This window comes from Streptomyces griseosporeus, assembly GCF_014656055.1.
Taxonomy (GTDB): Bacteria; Actinomycetota; Actinomycetes; order Streptomycetales; family Streptomycetaceae; genus Streptomyces; species Streptomyces griseosporeus.
Window position 1 is genome coordinate 228,955 of sequence record NZ_BNBR01000009.1, and the last position, 15,060, is coordinate 244,014.

Consider the following 15,060-nt stretch of genomic DNA (forward strand, 5'->3'; position numbering starts at 1 on the left):
GACTTGAGCAACTCCATTCAACCTGTGGCCATCCTGCGCCCCTCCGTCGTTGACTCTCTGCTGTCACAGTTGAGCTGTCCGTGATCGCTCGACGCGAGGAGTACGCATGCACGCGCGCGCAGTTGCCGCCACGACCACCGCGCTCCTGGCCACCACCTGCCTCCTGGTCGCCGCGCCCGGCGCCTGGGCCGACGACCTCGGCGGGCCGCCGACGGTCATCGCCCACCGGGGCGCCTCCGCCTACGCTCCCGAGAACACCCTGGCCGCCATCGACAAGGCGGCCGAACTCGGCATCCGCTGGGTGGAGAACGACGTCCAGCGCACCAAGGACGGCGAACTCGTGGTGATCCACGACGACAACCTCAAGCGCACCACCGACGCCGAGGAGGTCTTCCCCGACCGTGCCCCCTGGAAGGTGAAGGACTTCACCGCCGCCGAGATCGCCCGGCTGGACGCCGGGAGCTGGTTCGGACCCGCCTATGCGGGCGCGCGCGTGCCGACGCTGACGCAGTATCTGCGGCGGGTGGAGCACAACCGCCAGAAGCTGCTGCTGGAGATCAAGAACCCGGAGCTGTATCCGGGCATCGAGCAGCAGACCCTCAAGGTGCTCGCCAACCAGGGCTGGCTCGACCAGCTGCATGTGAAGAGCCGGCTGATCGTGCAGAGCTTCAGCACGGACACCCTCCGCACGGTGCACGACCTGAAGCCCGCGGTGAAGACGGGCTTCCTCGGGACGCCGGCCGTCGCCGACCTGCCCGCGTACGCCGCCTTCGCCGATCAGATCAACCCGTCCTACGGGTCGATCTCCGCGGGCTACGTGGCCGCGGTGCACGCCTTCAGCGGGGTGCACGGGAAAGCTCTGGAGGTCTTCACCTGGACCGTCAACGACGCGGCGACCGCGCAGCGGGTGGCCGGCTACGGCGTCGACGGCATCATCACCAACAAGCCGGACGTGGTCCGGGACGCGGTCTCCGGCGACTGACCGGCCGTCCCGTGGAGCGGCGTACGGCCCGCTCCACGGGGCGTCGTCAGTGGCGGGCCGTACGGTGGGTCGCATGAGCAGCGAGGGGCAGTACGAACAGCGGGTCGTGTGGGCGGTCGTCGGCACCGGCATCGGTCCGCTGCTGCTGGCCGCCACCGGCGACGGCCTGGTCAATGTCGTGTTCCACGCGACGGACGTGGTGCGCGAGCGCGCGCTGCGCCGGCTCGCGGAGCGCCTGGGCACCGAGCCCGTGGAGGCGCCGGACTCCCCCCTGCTGGCCGAGGCGATACGCCAGGTGGAGGCGTACTTCGCCGGTGAGCGGCACTCCTTCGAGCTGCCGCTGGACTGGTCGCTGATCTCGGGCTTCAACCGCCAGGTGCTGCGCGAGCTGGCCGCCGGTGTGCCGTTCGGCACGGTCGTGGGGTACGGCGATCTGGCGCGGCGGGTCGGCCAGCCGGGCGCTGCGCAGGCGGTGGGGCTGGCGATGGGCGCCAATCCGCTGCCGGTGGTGGTGCCCTGCCATCGCGTCGTGGAGAGCGACGGCGGCATCGGCGGGTTCGGCGGCGGCCTGGAGACCAAGAGGAAGCTGCTCGCCCTGGAGGGGGTCCTGCCGGAACCGCTGTTCTGACGGCCGCTCGGGACGACGTGGGCGAGACGCATCGACATGTCCGTGATGCCTCCGGGCCGGTGCGGGCCCGCGGGGCCGTGAGGGTTTGACCGGCCATGCCGCCCGCCAGAGATCAGGGAGGACCGACAGACAGGAGGCAGGCTCGTGGTGCTGAAGGTGTCCCAAGAGGTGCGCGAGGCGATCGAGGCGGGTCGCCCCGTGGTGGCGCTGGAGTCCACGATCATCGCGCACGGGCTGCCACGCCCGCGCAACCTCCAGGTGGCGCAGGAGCTGGAGGCCGCGGTACGGGGCGAGGGCGCCGTACCGGCCACGATCTCCGTGCTGGACGGGCGGCCGCACATCGGCCTGGACAAGGAGCAGCTGGAGCGGGTCGCCAACGAGGAGGGGATCCGCAAACTGGGCCACCGCGATCTGCCGCTCGCGGTGGCGTCCGGGGCGAGCGGGGCGACGACGGTGTCGGCGACCGCGCAGCTCGCGGCGCTGGCCGGGGTGCGGGTCTTCGCGACGGGCGGCCTCGGCGGGGTGCACCGGCAGTGGACGGTGACGCAGGACGAGTCGGCCGACCTCGGGCTGCTGGCGCGCACCCGGGTCACGGTGGTGTGCGCGGGCGTGAAGTCGATCCTGGACGTTCCGGCGACGCTGCAGCGGCTGGAGACGCTGGGGGTGGCGGTGGCCGGGTACGGCACGGACCGCTTCCCCGGCTTCTATCTGTCCGACTCGGGGCACCCCGTGGACTGGCGGCTCGACACGCCCGAGCAGGTGGCGGAGGTCATGCGGGCCCAGGACGCGCTCGGCGGGGCCGAGTCGGCGCTGATCGTCGCCAATCCGGTGCCCGAGGCGGAGCAGCTGGATCCCGAGGTGCACGCACGCGTGCTCGCGGACGCGCTGCGGGCCTGCGAGGAGCAGGGCGTGAGGGGGCAGGCCGTCACGCCGTTCCTGCTCGACCATCTGGTGCGGCACACCGACGGGGCCTCGCTGAGCGCCAACCTGGCCGCGGTGCGGGGGAACGTGCGGCTGGCCGGGCGGATCGCGGCGGCCTGGGCGGGGGCGTGACGGCCGGGTCGCACGGCGCGCTGCTGGTCGTCGGTGACGTGGTCACCGACGTCGTGGCCCTGCACCGGGGGCCGCTCGCCGCGGGGACGGACACGGCCGCGGCGATCCGCACCCTGCCCGGTGGCGCGGGCGCCAACGTGGCCTGCTGGGCCGCCCACAACGGGTGCGGGGACGTACGGCTGCTCGGCCGGGTCGGCGCGGACGCGGCGGCCTGGCACGAGCGGGAGCTGCGGGCCTGCGGTGTACGGCCGCGGCTCGTCGTCGACCCGGAGGCACCGACGGGCACCGTGATCTGTCTGGTCGACGCGGGGTCAGCGGCCGAGCGGACGTTCCTCACCGACAGCGGCGCCTCGCTGCGGCTGACGACCGGTGACTGGTCGGACGGGCTGCTGGACGGGGTGGACCGGCTGCACCTGTCGGGCTATCTGCTGTTCTCCGAGTCGAGCCGGGCGCTGCTGGCGGCGGCCCTCGCGGCGGCACGCGCGCGGGGCGTGCCGGTGAGCCTCGATCCGGCGTCGGCCGGCTTCCTGACGGACCTGGGGGCCGCACGGTTCCTCGCGCTCGTCGACGGGGTGGAGGTCCTGCTGCCGAGCCGCGACGAGGCGTGCCTGCTCACCGGGTTGCCGGATGCCGCCGACGCGGCCGCGGCGCTCAGCCGCCGTATCCCGCTGGTCGTCACCAAGCTGGGCCCGCGGGGGGCGCTGGTCGCGCGCGGCGGCGCCGTCACGGCCCGGGTCCCGGCCGTGCCGGCGAAGCCCCGCGACACCACCGGCGCCGGGGACGCCTTCACCGGCGCGTTCCTCGCGGCGCTCCTCGCCGGCGCCGCCCCTGAGGCCGCGGCGGCGGAGGGCTGCCGGGCGGGGGCGGAGGCCGTCGAACGGGTGGGGGGCCGACCGGCGCTGAAGGAGTGAGGAGGAGGACACAGGGACGTCCGGCGCTCGCTACCCCTTCCGTCCCCACGCCGAGATCATCGGGGCGGTCGCCAGGTCCATGCTGCCGGAGGCGATGTTGGACAGGTGGCGGTCGATCTCCTCGTCCGTGGCGAGGCCCGCGGTGACCAGCCGGGCACGGACCTGACGGATCGTCGCGGACTCCAGGGCGACGCAGGCGGGCGACGCCAGCGGGAAGTAGGCGTCGGCCTCCACCCGGCGCAGCCCGGCCTCGCGCAGCAGACGCGGCAGCCGGCGGCCGTAGGAGAGGTCGGCGCCGCGCTGGGCGAGCAGGGTGCGGAAGCCGTGCCGCAGCCGGTTGGCCAGCTGCTGCTCCGGACCGGACTCGTCGGGGCACACGAGCGGCTGCAGGGCGGGATCGGCGTCCTCCACCAGCAGCCGTCCGCCGGGGCGCAGCGCCCTGACCATGGAGGCCAAGGCCCGCTCCCGGTCCGGCACATGGACGAGCACCAGCCGGGCGTGGACCAGGTCGAAGCCCTCCGCGGGCGGCTCCTGGGCGCCCACGTCGTGGACGCGCACCTCGACGGGCGGGCGGGCCGCGGCGGCGAGCCGGCTGGTGTCGATGTCGGTGGCGAGGACCTTGCCCGTGGGCCCGACCTTCTTGGCCAGCCAGGACACCACCGAGGTGCCGCCGGCGCCGACCTCCCAGCAGCGCCAGCCCGGTCCGATGCCCAGAGCCGCCAGGTGCCGGAAGGTCGTGGGGTCGAAGAGGTCGGCGAAGGCGTTGAAGCGCTCCGCCGCCTCGCTCTGGCGGTTGTCGAGGAGATACCCGTCGGTTCGCGTCATGTTCCGATACTCCCAGTTGCCCGGATCATCCTGAGGGGGCGACGCTCCGGTGTCCGCGCGGGGGCTCGGCGAGTCCGTCCACAGGCGGGAACAAAGCGGAATCCGCCCTTTCCACAGGCCCGCCCGCGCCTTCGGCCGTCCTGGCACACTGGCGCGACCAGAGCGCGGCAACAGCGGTGCGGCGCGAGGAGATCCACACGAGGAGATCCGTATGTCGATGGCAGGGAATCTGCGGAAGGTCACGGGCCGGGTCGGCGGTCTGCGCAGAGTGGCGCGGCTGGCCCGGCAGCGCCCCCGTGTCGACCTCAGCCACCCCGCGCGCTCCCCGCTGGGCTCCTCCGTGGTGAACTGCGTGACCTACCGGGAGGGCGTACGCACCCCCGGCGGCGAGGATCTGGTCGAGTCGGTGCGGCGGGTCCGCAAGAGCGGGGACGGCTTCGTCTGGCTGGGACTGCACGAGCCGACGAACGAGGAGTTCGCGGGCATCGCCGAGCTGTTCGACCTGCATCCGCTGGCGGTGGAGGACGCCGTCGAGGCCCACCAGCGCCCGAAGGTCGAGCGGTACGGCGAGACGCTGTTCGCGGTGTTCAAGACGGTCTGCTATGTCGAGCACGAGGAGCTGACGGCGACGAGCGAGGTGGTGAACACCGGCGAGATCATGGTCTTCGTCGGCCAGGACTTCGTCGTCACCGTGCGGCACGGCCGGCACGGTTCGCTGGGTCCGCTGCGCGAGGAGCTGGAGTCGGATCCGGGGCAGCTGGGCAAGGGGCCCTCGGCGGTGCTGCACGCGATCGCGGACCATGTCGTCGACGAGTACCTCAATGTCATCGACGCCGTGCAGGCGGACATCGAGCAGGTGGAGACGGATGTCTTCGCGGAGACCGGCGCCCGGGCCGACCCGGGGCGGATCTACCAGCTCAAGCGGGAACTGCTGGAGCTGAAGCGGGCCGTGGTCCCGCTCGGCCGGCCGCTGCTCGATCTCGCGGACCGGCCGACGCGGGCGGTCGAACCCGAGATACAGGCCTACTTCCGTGACGTCTCCGACCATCTGCTGCGGGCCACGGAGCAGATAGCCGCCTTCGACGAACTGCTCAACTCCATCCTGCAGGCGCATCTGGCGCAGGTCACGGTGGCGCAGAACGAGGACATGCGGAAGATCACGGCGTGGGCCGCGGTGATCGCCGTGCCGACGATGGTGTGCGGCGTGTACGGCATGAACTTCGATCACATGCCGGAGCTGCACTGGAGGTTCGGCTACGGCCTGGTGATCGGCGTGATAGCCGCGGCGTGCGTGGTCCTGTACCGCGGGTTCCGGCGCAACGGCTGGCTCTGAGCGGGCGCCCCGGGGGCCACCCCGGGCCTCAGTGGGCGGAGCGCCCGGTACTCGCGTAGACGTGCTCGGCCCAGGAGCCGACCTGTTCCTCCGTCAGGTGCCGGGCGAGATCGGCCTCGCTGATCATGCCGACCAGGCGCTTGTCCTCGATGACGGGCAGCCGGCGGATCTGGTGGTCCTGCATCTCCCGCAGCACCTCGCTGATGTCGGCGCTCGCGTCGATCCAGCGCGGGGTGCCCTGGGCGAGGTCGCCGGCGGTGACCCGGGACGGGTCGTGGCCCAGCGCGACACAGCCGACGACGATGTCCCGGTCGGTGAGGATGCCGCAGAGCCGCTCGTTCGCGTCGCTGATGGGCAGGGCCCCGACGCCCAGCTCGCGCATCAGCTGGGCGGCGCGGTCCAGGGTCTCGTGCGCGGGGATCCACTGGGCGCCCCGGTGCATGATGTCTCCGGCGGTGGTCATGGACGTACCTCCCTGAGCCGGGCGGCCGGCGCGGCGCGGGGACGCACCGCTGTCCCGGCGCCCTCAATTCTCACCGCGCCGTGTCCCGCCCGCACCTCGCGCCCGGGACACGACCCAGCTCAGCCCCGGAAGCCGCTCCAGGCCGGGTGCCGGGGATCGTCGGCGCGGACCAGGACGTCGGCCGTGCCGGCGGGGTCGGTCTCCTGCTCGTAGCGGGCGTAGGCGGGGAGCGTCCAGTGGTCGGTCTCGGGGGTACGGCGTCGCAGGGCCGCCGGGGAGAGGAGGACGTGCACGGAGAGATCGAAGGGGAACCAGTGCCGCAGCAGGAGGGGGCCGTGGAGCAACAGGACGCCGCCGGGCGGGAGGTGGACGTAGGGACTGCGGGTGGCCCGGTCGGTGACGGGGTCGCGCAGGTCGGGCAGGATGCGTCCGTCGCCGCCGGGTTCGAGCGGGCCGAACACCTCACGCCACAGCGCGTTGGTGTCGAACCAGCCGTTGTAGTAGGCCTCCACGTCCTCGCGCCCGTACTCCAGGCGGAGCGAGGCGGGGCGCAGGAAGCCGTGCGTGCCGACGACGCGGGAGGGACGGCCGCGTATCCGCAGGGCCTCGGCGAGCAGCTCGGCGAGGTCCTGGGGGCGGGCGGCCGTGGCGCCGTCGAGGGCGACGCGGGGCCAGGGGCCGCCGTCGGCGGGCTTCAGGTCGAGCAGCCGCTCGGCGAGACGGTCGGCAAGCCGCTCCCAGGTGATCGCTTCGAGTCGCACAGGGCCCATCATGCGCCAGTAGTGCCCGGGCGCGGGGGCCTGGCCCGAGGCCGGGCCCCCGCCTCGCCGTCCCGCAACCCCGGAGCCCCGCGGCCCGGCAGCCCCGCCACCTCGGCGCCCGATACTCCGGCGCCTGATCGCCTGATCGCTGATCGCCCTGAGCACCCTGATCGCGGTGCCCCGGCCAGGTACCCAACCGGTGGAGCCCTCCGCGTGGCGGGCATGAAGCGGATATGGCCGTCACCGCTGGTCCCGCCGCTACGCCCGTGCCCCGTACCCGACTTGTCGTCGTGCAGCCGCTCCGGCGCAAGCACTGCGCCGCCTGCCGGCGCGGTCCGCTGCGGTTCCTGCTGCTGGAGGAAGGGGTGCCGCACTGCCTGGACTGCGTCGACCTCGGGCATCTGGTGTTCCTGCCGCGCGGCGACACCGCGCTCACCCGCAGGTCACGGGAGGAGAGCGGGCTGTCGGCTGTGGTCGTGCGGTTCAACCGGCGCAAGGGGCGGTACGAGCGGCAGGGCGTCCTCGTCGAGGAGGCGGGGCTGGCGCGGGCCGAGCAGCGGTGCCTGGCCGACGCGGAGGCCCGGCGACGGCGCCGGGCCCGGGACGCAAGGCGCCGGGCGGCGGAGGACGTGCGGTTCGCGGAGGCGTTCGCGACGGAGATCCTCCGGCTGTTCCCGCACTGTCCGGCCGACCGGGCCCGCGCGATCGCCGCGCACGCCTCGGTGCGGGGCAGCGGCCGGGTGGGCCGCAGCGCGGAGGGGCGGGCCCTGTCCGAGCGGGCGGTGGTCTCGGCGGTGGTGGCCTCCGTACGGCATCTGGAGACGCCCTACGACGCGTTGCTGATGAACGGGACAGCGCGGCACGAGGCACGGCGACGGATCGCGCCGGGCGTGGCGGCGGTGCTGCGGGAGTGGGGGTGGCGGGGCGCCGGTCCGGGCGCGTAAGGGGAGGGCCCCGCCTGGACGCTCCCACATGCCCCCGCGCCCCTCCCCCATGGTCGCCAGGTTCCGGGCCGGTTTCACTGGGGGATGAGGGATCGGGGTCCACGGCGGCAGCCGTGGTCGTGAGGGGTGGGAGTGGACGCTGAGATGATCGAGGGACCGTACCTGGTGCTGGCCGTGCTGGGGGTGCTGGCGACGGGGCTGATGGCCGGTGTCTTCTGTGCCTTCTCGGTGCTGGTGATGCGCGGCCTGGCGGCGCTGCCGCCGGCGCAGGGCGTCGCCGCGATGAACGCGATCAACCGGACGGCGATGCGGCCGGCGTTCATGGTGGTGTTCGGCGGGGCGGCGCTGGCGTGCGTGGTGATCGCCGTGGTCACCTTCGTGATGTGGCCGGACGAGGGGACGGTCGAGCTGCTGGTGGGCAGCGGGCTGTACCTGGCGGGGGCGTTCGGCGTGACGGTCGTGGCGAACGTGCCGCGCAACGACGCCCTGCTGAGGCTGGAGGCGGGCAGCCCGGAGGCCGTGCGGTCATGGCCGTTGTACCTCCGGGAGTGGACGCGGTGGAACCACGTCCGCGCGCTCGCCTCGGCCGCGGCGGCCCTCGCCTACCTGCTCGCCCTCGTCTGAGGCGGCACGCCCGGACGACCGGACGTATCGTGGCCGGAAGAGTGTGCCGCCCGATGACGCACTGCCCGCCGATGACGCACTGCCCACCGATGACGCACTCCCCGGGATACGCACCCCCCCCCCCGATGACGCACGGCCTGTCGTTCGCGACGCAAGGAAGACGGCCATGGCCGATCCCAAGGGATTCATGACGACGCCCCGCCAGGAATGGCCGCGCCGGCCCGTCGAGGAACGGGTCCGGGACTGGCACGAGGTGTACGTCCCCGGCGCGCTGCTGCCCATCGTCAGCAAGCAGGCCGACCGGTGCATGGACTGCGGCATCCCCTTCTGCCACCACGCCTGCCCGCTGGGCAATCTGATCCCCGAGTGGAACGACCTGGTCTCGCGGGAGGACTGGCGGGCGGCGAGCGACCGGCTGCACGCGACGAACAACTTCCCGGAGTTCACCGGGCGGCTGTGCCCCGCGCCGTGCGAGGCGGGCTGTGTGCTCGCGATCAACCAGCCGGCCGTGACGATCAAGAACGTGGAGTGCGCGATCGCCGACCGGGCTTGGGAGGAAGGTTTCACCTCCCCCCGGCCGCCGGAGCGGCTGTCCGGGCGGACGGTCGCGGTGATCGGCTCCGGCCCCACCGGGCTGGCGGCGGCCCAGCAGCTGACCCGGGCCGGCCACACGGTCGCCGTGTACGAGAGGGACGACCGGCTGGGCGGGCTGATGCGGTACGGCATCCCCGCGTTCAAGATGGAGAAGCACCATCTGGAGCGGCGGCTGGAGCAGATGCGCGCCGAGGGCACCAAGTTCCGTCCCTCGACGGCGGTCGGGCGGGACATCGGCGCGGCGGAGCTGCGGTCGCGCTACGACGCCGTGGTGGTCGCCACCGGGGCCACCGCCTGGCGCGAACTGCCCGTGCCGGGCCGCGAGCTGGCAGGCGTCCACCAGGCCATGGAGTACCTGCCGCAGGCCAACCGGGTGTGCGAGGGAGACCTGGAGGTCTCGCCGCTGTCCGCCGCCGGGAAGCACGTCGTCATCGTGGGCGGCGGTGACACCGGCGCCGACTGTCTGGGCACCGCGGTGCGCGAGGGCGCCGCCTCCGTGACCCAGCTGGACATCTACGCCCAGCCGGGCACCGAGCGCGACGAGGACGCCGAGCCCTGGCCGACGTACCCGAAGCTCTACCGGCTGTCGGCGGCGCACGAGGAGGCGCGCGACCTGGGGACGGCGCCTGCCGCGGACGCCGACGCGCGCCTGTTCGCGGCGTCGACGCTCCGCTTCGGCGGCGACGCGGAGGGCCGTGTGCGCCGGCTGCACCTGGTGGAGGTGGACGCGGGGCGCCGGCCGGTGCCGGGCACCGAGCGGACGCTCCCCGCCGACCTCGTGCTGATCGCCCTCGGCTTCTCGGGGCCGGACCGCTCGGACGGGCTCGTCGACCAGCTGGGCCTGGAGCTCGAACCCCGCGGCACGCTCGCCCGGGACGCCGGCTTCGCCACGAACGTGCCCGGTGTGTTCGCCGCGGGTGACGCGGCCCGGGGGCAGTCGCTGATCGTGTGGGCCATCGCGGAGGGACGGGCGGTGGCGGCGGCCGTCGACCGGTATCTGACGGGCCGTTCACGCCTGCCGGCGCCGATCTCGCCGTACGACCGCCCGATGACCGTGTAGCGCCCTCCCCCGGCGGACCGTGCCGCCTCCGGGTCACCTCTCGTCGGTCCCCGCCACCTTCCCCGTCGCCAGGGCCACCCGGTTCCACGTGTTGATGGCGCAGACGAGGGCGAGGACCTGGGCCAGTTCGTGGTCGTCGAAGTGGGCGGCGGCCTCGGCGTAGACGGAGTCGGGGACGCCGCCGTCGGAGACCAGGGTCACCGCCTCGGTGAGGGCGAGGGCCGCCTGCTCCTTGGCGGTGAAGAAATGCCGGGCCTCGCGCCACGCGGCGACCAGGTGCAGCCGGTCCTCGCTCTCGCCGGCCTTGCGGGCGTCGTTGGTGTGCATGTGCAGGCAGTAGGCGCAGTGGTTGAGGAGCGAGGCACGGATCTGGATCAGCTCGACGAGCGCGGGGTCGAGGCCCTCGCGGGCGGCCGCGTCGAAGCCGATCAGGGCGCGGAAGGCCGGCCGGGCGGACTTGGCGAAGTCCAGTCGGGTCCGCGCGGCCTCGGCGGCCGCGATCGCGGAGGAGGAAGAGGGGGAGGCGGCGGCCGAGGTGCCGGTCGTGGTCGTCGCGTGCGTCGTCTGCGTGGTCTGCGTCGTCATGTCCTTCAACCTACGGGCCGGAAAGACCGCCTGTAGGGTGCAATTCCATGGCGGATTCGTGGGTCAATTCGGCGGAGGCGATCGGCGCCGACCTGCATCTGGAGCTGTCCGGGCAGGGCGGGCGGCGGGCCGCGCTGACCCGGGCGCTGCGGGAGGCCGTACGCGGCGGGCGGCTCGCTCCCGGCACCCGCCTGCCGCCGTACCGCTCGCTCGCGGCGGACCTCGGGGTGGCCCGCAACACGGTCGCCGACGCGTACGCGGAGCTGGTGGCGGAGGGCTGGCTGACCGCGCGTCAGGGCTCGGGCACGCGCGTGGCGGAGCGCGGGGCGCCGCCGCGACACGCCGAGCGGGTGCCCGTAAAGGCACCTCCACGCGCGCGTGGACCGCGGCACGATCTGCGGCAGGGCACCCCGGACGCGTCGGCGTTCCCCCGGGCGGCCTGGCTCGCCTCCTACCGGAGGGCGCTGCAGGGGGCGCCGAACGAGGTGTTCGGGCCCGGGGATCCGGCCGGGCGGCGGGAGCTGCGGGAGGCGCTCGCCGAGTACCTGGCACGCGCGCGTGGGGTGCGGGCGGAGCCGGACCGGATCGTGATCTGCTCCGGTTTCGCGCACGCGCTGCGGCTGCTGTTCGGGCAGGGCGCGGGCGGTGTGCTGCGGGGGCCGCTGGCCGTGGAGGCGTACGGCCTGGGTTTCCACCGCGGGCTGCTGGCCGCGGCCGGGGTGCGTACGGTGCCGCTGCCGCTGGACGAGCACGGGGCGCGCGTGGATGTCCTCGGGCGTGAACGGGCCGTCCTGCTCACGCCGGCGCACCAGTTCCCGACCGGCGGCCCGCTCCAGGCCGCGCGGCGGACCGCCGTGATCGACTGGGCACGCGCGCGTGGCGGTGTGGTGCTGGAGGACGACTACGACGGCGAGTTCCGTTACGACCGCAAGCCCGTCGGCGCGCTCCAGGGCCTCGACCCGGAGCACGTGATCCACATCGGCTCGGTCAGCAAGAGCCTGTCGCCCGCGCTGCGGCTGGGCTGGATGGTGCTGCCGCGGCGGTACGCCGACGCGGTGGTCGAGGCCAAGGGCGAGCGGGAGGCCTGGGCGAGCGTCCTCGACCAGCTGGCGCTGGCCGACTTCCTGTCGTGCGGGGCGTACGACCGTCATGTGCGGCGTATGCGGCAGCGGTACCGCGCCCGCCGGGACCGGCTGGTCGCGGCGCTCGCCGCGCACGCCCCGCACATCGAGGTCACCGGCATTGCGGCCGGACTCCACGCGGTGCTGCGGCTGCCGCCCGGCACCGAGCGGTCCGCGGTCAAGGCGGCCGCCTGGCAGGGCGTCGCCCTGGACGGACTGGCGGCGTTCCGGCACCCGGACACCGTCATGCCGGCCCGGGACGGGCTGGTCGTCGGCTACGCGACACCCTCGGAGCACGCGTACGCGGCGGCGGTCGACGCCCTGTGCGGGGTACTGCCCCCGGACGCCCCGGCATTCGCGCCCGCTCCGGAGCCTCCCGGCGGCCCCCTTAGGTGAGATCGGTCAACTGAGCATCATGGCAAGGTTCTTGAACACGACGCAGGGGCGTGGACTCAGGACAGCAGGAAGTCGGCCTCCCCGGCCTTGGCACCCTCGATGAACGCGGTCATCTCGTCGGAGGTGTAGATCAGCGCCGGCCCGTCGGGGTCGGTGGACTGGCGGACGGCGATCCGGCCGTCGGCGAGCTTCATCGCCTCCAGGCAGTTGCCTCCGTTCCCGCCGCTCCACGGCTTGTGCCAGCCTTCGCTGCCCAGCTCCCGGGCAGGCATGCCGTTGTAGATCCGCTCGGCGCGGATCCTCGGCTTGGGCTGGGGCGTGATGCGATCCATTCACAACTCCTTGCGGAGATCCTTCAGGATCTCCTTCGTGCGGTGTGCCGTGGCGGCCTGAGCCGCCATGCGGTCCATGACCTCCAGGTGGGCCGCCACCTCGGAGCGCGCGTCGAGGTAGACGGCGCCGGTCAGGTACTCGCTGTAGACCATGTCCGGCAGTTCCGGCATGGCGAACCGGAAGAGGACGAACGGCCCGTACGTCCCGGGGTGCGGGCCCGCGGAGAACTCGGCGACCTGCAGGGTGACATGGGGCAGTTCGATGGCGTCGAGCAGCTTGTCGATCTGGGCCCGCATCACCTCGGGGCCGCCCGCCGGGCGGCGCAGCGCGGTCTCGTCCATGACGACCCAGAGGCGTGGCGCGTCCTGACGGGTGAGCAGTTCCTGGCGCTGCATGCGCAGCGCGACATGCCGCTCGATGTCGTCGGGGCTGGTCTGGCCGACGGCGCCGGACCGCAGAACGGCACGCGCGTAGTCCTCGGTCTGGAGCAGGCCGGGCACGAAGTGCGGCTCGTACTGGCGGATCAGGGCGGCCGCGCCCTCCAGGCTGACGTGCATGGAGAACCAGCCGGGCAGGATGTCGTGGAAGCGCTGCCACCAGCCCGGCCGGTTGGCCTCCTCGGCGAGCTGCACGAAGGCTTCGGCCTCCTCGTCGGAGACGCCGTAGGCCTTCAGCAGCAGCTGGAGGTACGGGATCTTGAGCCCGACCTCGGCCATCTCCATGCGGCGGACGGTGGCGGGGGCGACGCGCAGGATCCTCGCCGCCTCCTCGCGCTTGAGCCCGGCACGTTCCCGCAGGTCCAGCAGGCGCCGGCCGAGGACGACCTGGCCGACCGTCGGCGCGGACCGCGGCTCGCTCACGCTCCACCTCCACCAAGGGCCCGGGGTCCGGGCGGTTTCCTGCTCCTGTCCGGTCATCGTCCGGGCAACAGGGCGACGTACAAGGGAATCCTGACAGCCCAGCGGCGCCATTCGAAGACTCGTTCGAAGACCTGGGGGATCCTCGACGGCTCAACTGGCGCCGCTCGACACGCTGGTGCGAGCAGTGTGCCACGCTCGTTCACTACGTCATACAGCACTCTGCAATTTTCAGAGTGACGCTTGCCAAGTGTTCACGGCGGGGAGATAGTGGCAAGCGTGATTCCGTCCGCGCCCTTAGGAACAGACGCCGCCGCAGACCGCCTCGGTCTCGGTGCCCCCACGGAAGCGGAGCCCTTCGGGGCCGCCACCCGGCGCCGGTTCCGTTTCGAGCTGGCCGCCCATCCGGGTTCTCCCGCGCAGGCCAGACGCCTGACGCGGGCCCGGCTGACCGGCTGGGAGGTGTGCGAGGACACCTGCGACACGGCGGCTCTGGTCATATCCGAGCTGGTCACCAACGCGATCGTGCACACCGCGAGCAGCAGGGTGGTGTGCGAGCTGCACGACCACGACGACCTGGTGCGCATAGCCGTGCGTGACGAGGGGTGCGCGCCGGGTCAGCCGACCGCGGCGGGACAGCGGGGCGAGGAGGAGCACGGGAGGGGACTGCTTCTCGTCGACGCCCTCTGTCACGCCTGGGGCGCGCACGAGAACGGGCCCGGGCTGCTCGTCTGGGCGGAGCTGCCGCGCCAGGCCGACACACCCGGCGTGCCGGCGGAGCCGCGCAACGACCTGGGATGGGGCGCCCGCCCCAAGCCGGGCCCGGCGGACGACGGCACCGACGACAGCGACGGCTCGGACGGCGACGGGAACTCCGGCACGTCCGGGCAATCCGGCCCGTCCGGACAGCCCGGACAGTCCGGCGAGGACGGCAGCTCCGGCACCGCGGAACAGGCGAACCGGCACCACACGGACCAGCGGCACACGGCAGGGGGCGAGCGGGCGTGAGCGCCGAACCCGGCCGCCCTCAGGTGATCAGCATGAACACTCTCGTACGCCTCGGGCGCGGGCTGCATCCGGCGCACTCCCCTCGCCGGCTCACCGTGCCCGAGGGCATGACCGCCCCGCTGGGCTGCGATGCCGTGGCGGTGCCGTCCCTGCTCGGACAGCAGGTGCTGCCCCGGCTGCCGCGCGTGGGATGTGTGTACGCGGACGCCGCGCACTGGTGGTGGATCGTCCCGTCCGACTCGGACTACGCGCTGGACTGGCCCGCCCCCGCGCGCTATGCCATCGGTGCCGTGGTCCCGGACGCCCCGGACGTCCCCGGTCTCATCCACCGGCCGGAGGACACGGTGCCGTACACGCCCCCGATCCCGCTCTATCTGGCCCTGTGCCGGCTGACGGGGACGGCCCCGACCTGGTCCCGGCCGGTGAGCGCCTAGGCCGTGTCTTTCGGATCAGCCCGACTCCGGGGCGCGGTGCCTTCGTGGTGCCGGTGAGCGGGGCTTGGTGCGTGCAGCTGCAAGGCGGAGGAGGGAGTCGACGCGGCGCGTCGGCGACCGACGACAACGCGGCAGATGTGCGTGCCAA

General features: G+C 73.6%; 17 protein-coding genes. 11 read left to right on the forward strand and 6 right to left on the reverse strand.

The window, feature by feature from the left end; translation table 11 throughout:
• The first annotated feature begins 106 nt into the window (after positions 1-106).
• From IE308_RS34430 to IE308_RS34445, 4 genes are all read left to right on the forward strand, one after another.
• Positions 107-982, forward strand: coding sequence for a glycerophosphodiester phosphodiesterase (locus tag IE308_RS34430; RefSeq protein ID WP_190220896.1), 876 nt, complete (start codon positions 107-109; stop codon positions 980-982).
• 73 nt (positions 983-1,055) lie between these two features.
• Positions 1,056-1,610: a methylated-DNA--[protein]-cysteine S-methyltransferase gene (locus IE308_RS34435; RefSeq protein ID WP_190220897.1), complete on the forward strand. Its 555-nt coding sequence runs from the start codon at positions 1,056-1,058 to the stop codon at positions 1,608-1,610.
• Positions 1,611-1,754: 144 nt separating this feature from the next.
• Complete coding sequence (locus IE308_RS34440) at positions 1,755-2,663, forward strand: pseudouridine-5'-phosphate glycosidase (protein ID WP_190220898.1); 909 nt, start codon at positions 1,755-1,757, stop codon at positions 2,661-2,663.
• Positions 2,648-3,574 carry a carbohydrate kinase family protein gene (locus tag IE308_RS34445; protein ID WP_190220989.1) on the forward strand — a complete coding sequence of 309 codons (927 nt, stop codon included), beginning with the start codon at positions 2,648-2,650 and terminating at the stop codon, positions 3,572-3,574. Before IE308_RS34440 ends, IE308_RS34445 begins: the two co-directional genes overlap by 16 nt.
• A 30-nt stretch (positions 3,575-3,604) precedes the next feature.
• Here IE308_RS34445 and IE308_RS34450 read toward each other — a convergent pair whose 3' ends face one another.
• Complete coding sequence (locus tag IE308_RS34450; protein WP_190220899.1) at positions 3,605-4,399, reverse strand: methyltransferase domain-containing protein; 795 nt, start codon at positions 4,397-4,399, stop codon at positions 3,605-3,607.
• Between the two features lie 211 nt (positions 4,400-4,610).
• Between IE308_RS34450 and IE308_RS34455 the strand changes: the two genes are divergently transcribed.
• Positions 4,611-5,732 (forward strand): magnesium and cobalt transport protein CorA, encoded by a 1,122-nt coding sequence (locus IE308_RS34455; protein ID WP_190220900.1) that lies wholly within the window; start codon positions 4,611-4,613, stop codon positions 5,730-5,732.
• Positions 5,733-5,760: 28 nt separating this feature from the next.
• Here the strand turns inward: IE308_RS34455 and IE308_RS34460 are convergent, their stop codons facing one another.
• Both IE308_RS34460 and IE308_RS34465 read right to left on the reverse strand, forming a co-directional pair.
• Complete coding sequence (locus IE308_RS34460; RefSeq protein ID WP_110627407.1) at positions 5,761-6,195, reverse strand: CBS domain-containing protein; 435 nt, start codon at positions 6,193-6,195, stop codon at positions 5,761-5,763.
• Positions 6,196-6,314: 119 nt separating this feature from the next.
• Positions 6,315-6,956 (reverse strand): nucleoside/nucleotide kinase family protein, encoded by a 642-nt coding sequence (locus IE308_RS34465; RefSeq protein WP_190220901.1) that lies wholly within the window; start codon positions 6,954-6,956, stop codon positions 6,315-6,317.
• A 233-nt stretch (positions 6,957-7,189) separates the two neighbouring features.
• Between IE308_RS34465 and IE308_RS34470 the strand changes: the two genes are divergently transcribed.
• The 3 genes from IE308_RS34470 (at position 7,190) to IE308_RS34480 (ending at position 10,178) form a co-directional block, all read left to right on the forward strand.
• A complete protein-coding gene (locus IE308_RS34470; protein ID WP_190220902.1) occupies positions 7,190-7,900 on the forward strand; it encodes a DUF2293 domain-containing protein in 711 nt (236 codons plus the stop codon).
• 144 nt (positions 7,901-8,044) lie between these two features.
• Positions 8,045-8,524 (forward strand): anthrone oxygenase family protein, encoded by a 480-nt coding sequence (locus IE308_RS34475; protein WP_190220903.1) that lies wholly within the window; start codon positions 8,045-8,047, stop codon positions 8,522-8,524.
• Positions 8,525-8,690: 166 nt separating this feature from the next.
• Positions 8,691-10,178 carry a glutamate synthase subunit beta gene (locus IE308_RS34480; RefSeq protein ID WP_190220904.1) on the forward strand — a complete coding sequence of 496 codons (1,488 nt, stop codon included), beginning with the start codon at positions 8,691-8,693 and terminating at the stop codon, positions 10,176-10,178.
• Positions 10,179-10,211: 33 nt separating this feature from the next.
• Here IE308_RS34480 and IE308_RS34485 read toward each other — a convergent pair whose 3' ends face one another.
• Positions 10,212-10,763: a carboxymuconolactone decarboxylase family protein gene (locus IE308_RS34485; RefSeq protein WP_190220905.1), complete on the reverse strand. Its 552-nt coding sequence runs from the start codon at positions 10,761-10,763 to the stop codon at positions 10,212-10,214.
• 47 nt (positions 10,764-10,810) lie between these two features.
• Here IE308_RS34485 and pdxR point away from each other — a divergent pair, with 47 nt between their 5' ends.
• Positions 10,811-12,280 (forward strand): MocR-like pyridoxine biosynthesis transcription factor PdxR, encoded by a 1,470-nt coding sequence (pdxR, locus tag IE308_RS34490; RefSeq protein WP_190220906.1) that lies wholly within the window; start codon positions 10,811-10,813, stop codon positions 12,278-12,280.
• A gap of 56 nt (positions 12,281-12,336) precedes the next feature.
• Here pdxR and IE308_RS34495 read toward each other — a convergent pair whose 3' ends face one another.
• Positions 12,337-12,612 (reverse strand): DUF397 domain-containing protein, encoded by a 276-nt coding sequence (locus IE308_RS34495; protein WP_110627414.1) that lies wholly within the window; start codon positions 12,610-12,612, stop codon positions 12,337-12,339.
• Positions 12,613-13,473 carry a Sco1979 family transcriptional regulator gene (locus tag IE308_RS34500; protein WP_190220907.1) on the reverse strand — a complete coding sequence of 287 codons (861 nt, stop codon included), beginning with the start codon at positions 13,471-13,473 and terminating at the stop codon, positions 12,613-12,615.
• Between the two features lie 240 nt (positions 13,474-13,713).
• Here IE308_RS34500 and IE308_RS34505 point away from each other — a divergent pair, with 240 nt between their 5' ends.
• Positions 13,714-14,478: an ATP-binding protein gene (locus tag IE308_RS34505; protein ID WP_373314665.1), complete on the forward strand. Its 765-nt coding sequence runs from the start codon at positions 13,714-13,716 to the stop codon at positions 14,476-14,478.
• Between the two features lie 32 nt (positions 14,479-14,510).
• Complete coding sequence (locus IE308_RS34510) at positions 14,511-14,912, forward strand: hypothetical protein (RefSeq protein ID WP_190220909.1); 402 nt, start codon at positions 14,511-14,513, stop codon at positions 14,910-14,912.
• Positions 14,913-15,060: the final 148 nt, after the last annotated feature.

Bases quoted from the DNA above. Each gene is read 5' to 3' on its own strand.
- IE308_RS34480 (WP_190220904.1), top strand. From the start codon at position 8,691: ATGGCCGATCCCAAGGGATTCATGACGACGCCCCGCCAGGAATGGCCG.
- IE308_RS34455 (WP_190220900.1), top strand. From the start codon at position 4,611: ATGTCGATGGCAGGGAATCTGCGGAAGGTCACGGGCCGGGTCGGCGGT.
- IE308_RS34510 (WP_190220909.1), top strand. From the start codon at position 14,511: ATGAACACTCTCGTACGCCTCGGGCGCGGGCTGCATCCGGCGCACTCC.
- IE308_RS34460 (WP_110627407.1), bottom strand. From the start codon at position 6,195: ATGACCACCGCCGGAGACATCATGCACCGGGGCGCCCAGTGGATCCCC.
- IE308_RS34430 (WP_190220896.1), top strand. From the start codon at position 107: ATGCACGCGCGCGCAGTTGCCGCCACGACCACCGCGCTCCTGGCCACC.
- IE308_RS34435 (WP_190220897.1), top strand. From the start codon at position 1,056: ATGAGCAGCGAGGGGCAGTACGAACAGCGGGTCGTGTGGGCGGTCGTC.
- IE308_RS34485 (WP_190220905.1), bottom strand. From the start codon at position 10,763: ATGACGACGCAGACCACGCAGACGACGCACGCGACGACCACGACCGGC.
- IE308_RS34450 (WP_190220899.1), bottom strand. From the start codon at position 4,399: ATGACGCGAACCGACGGGTATCTCCTCGACAACCGCCAGAGCGAGGCG.
- IE308_RS34475 (WP_190220903.1), top strand. From the start codon at position 8,045: ATGATCGAGGGACCGTACCTGGTGCTGGCCGTGCTGGGGGTGCTGGCG.
- pdxR (WP_190220906.1), top strand. From the start codon at position 10,811: ATGGCGGATTCGTGGGTCAATTCGGCGGAGGCGATCGGCGCCGACCTG.
- IE308_RS34470 (WP_190220902.1), top strand. From the start codon at position 7,190: ATGGCCGTCACCGCTGGTCCCGCCGCTACGCCCGTGCCCCGTACCCGA.
- IE308_RS34495 (WP_110627414.1), bottom strand. From the start codon at position 12,612: ATGGATCGCATCACGCCCCAGCCCAAGCCGAGGATCCGCGCCGAGCGG.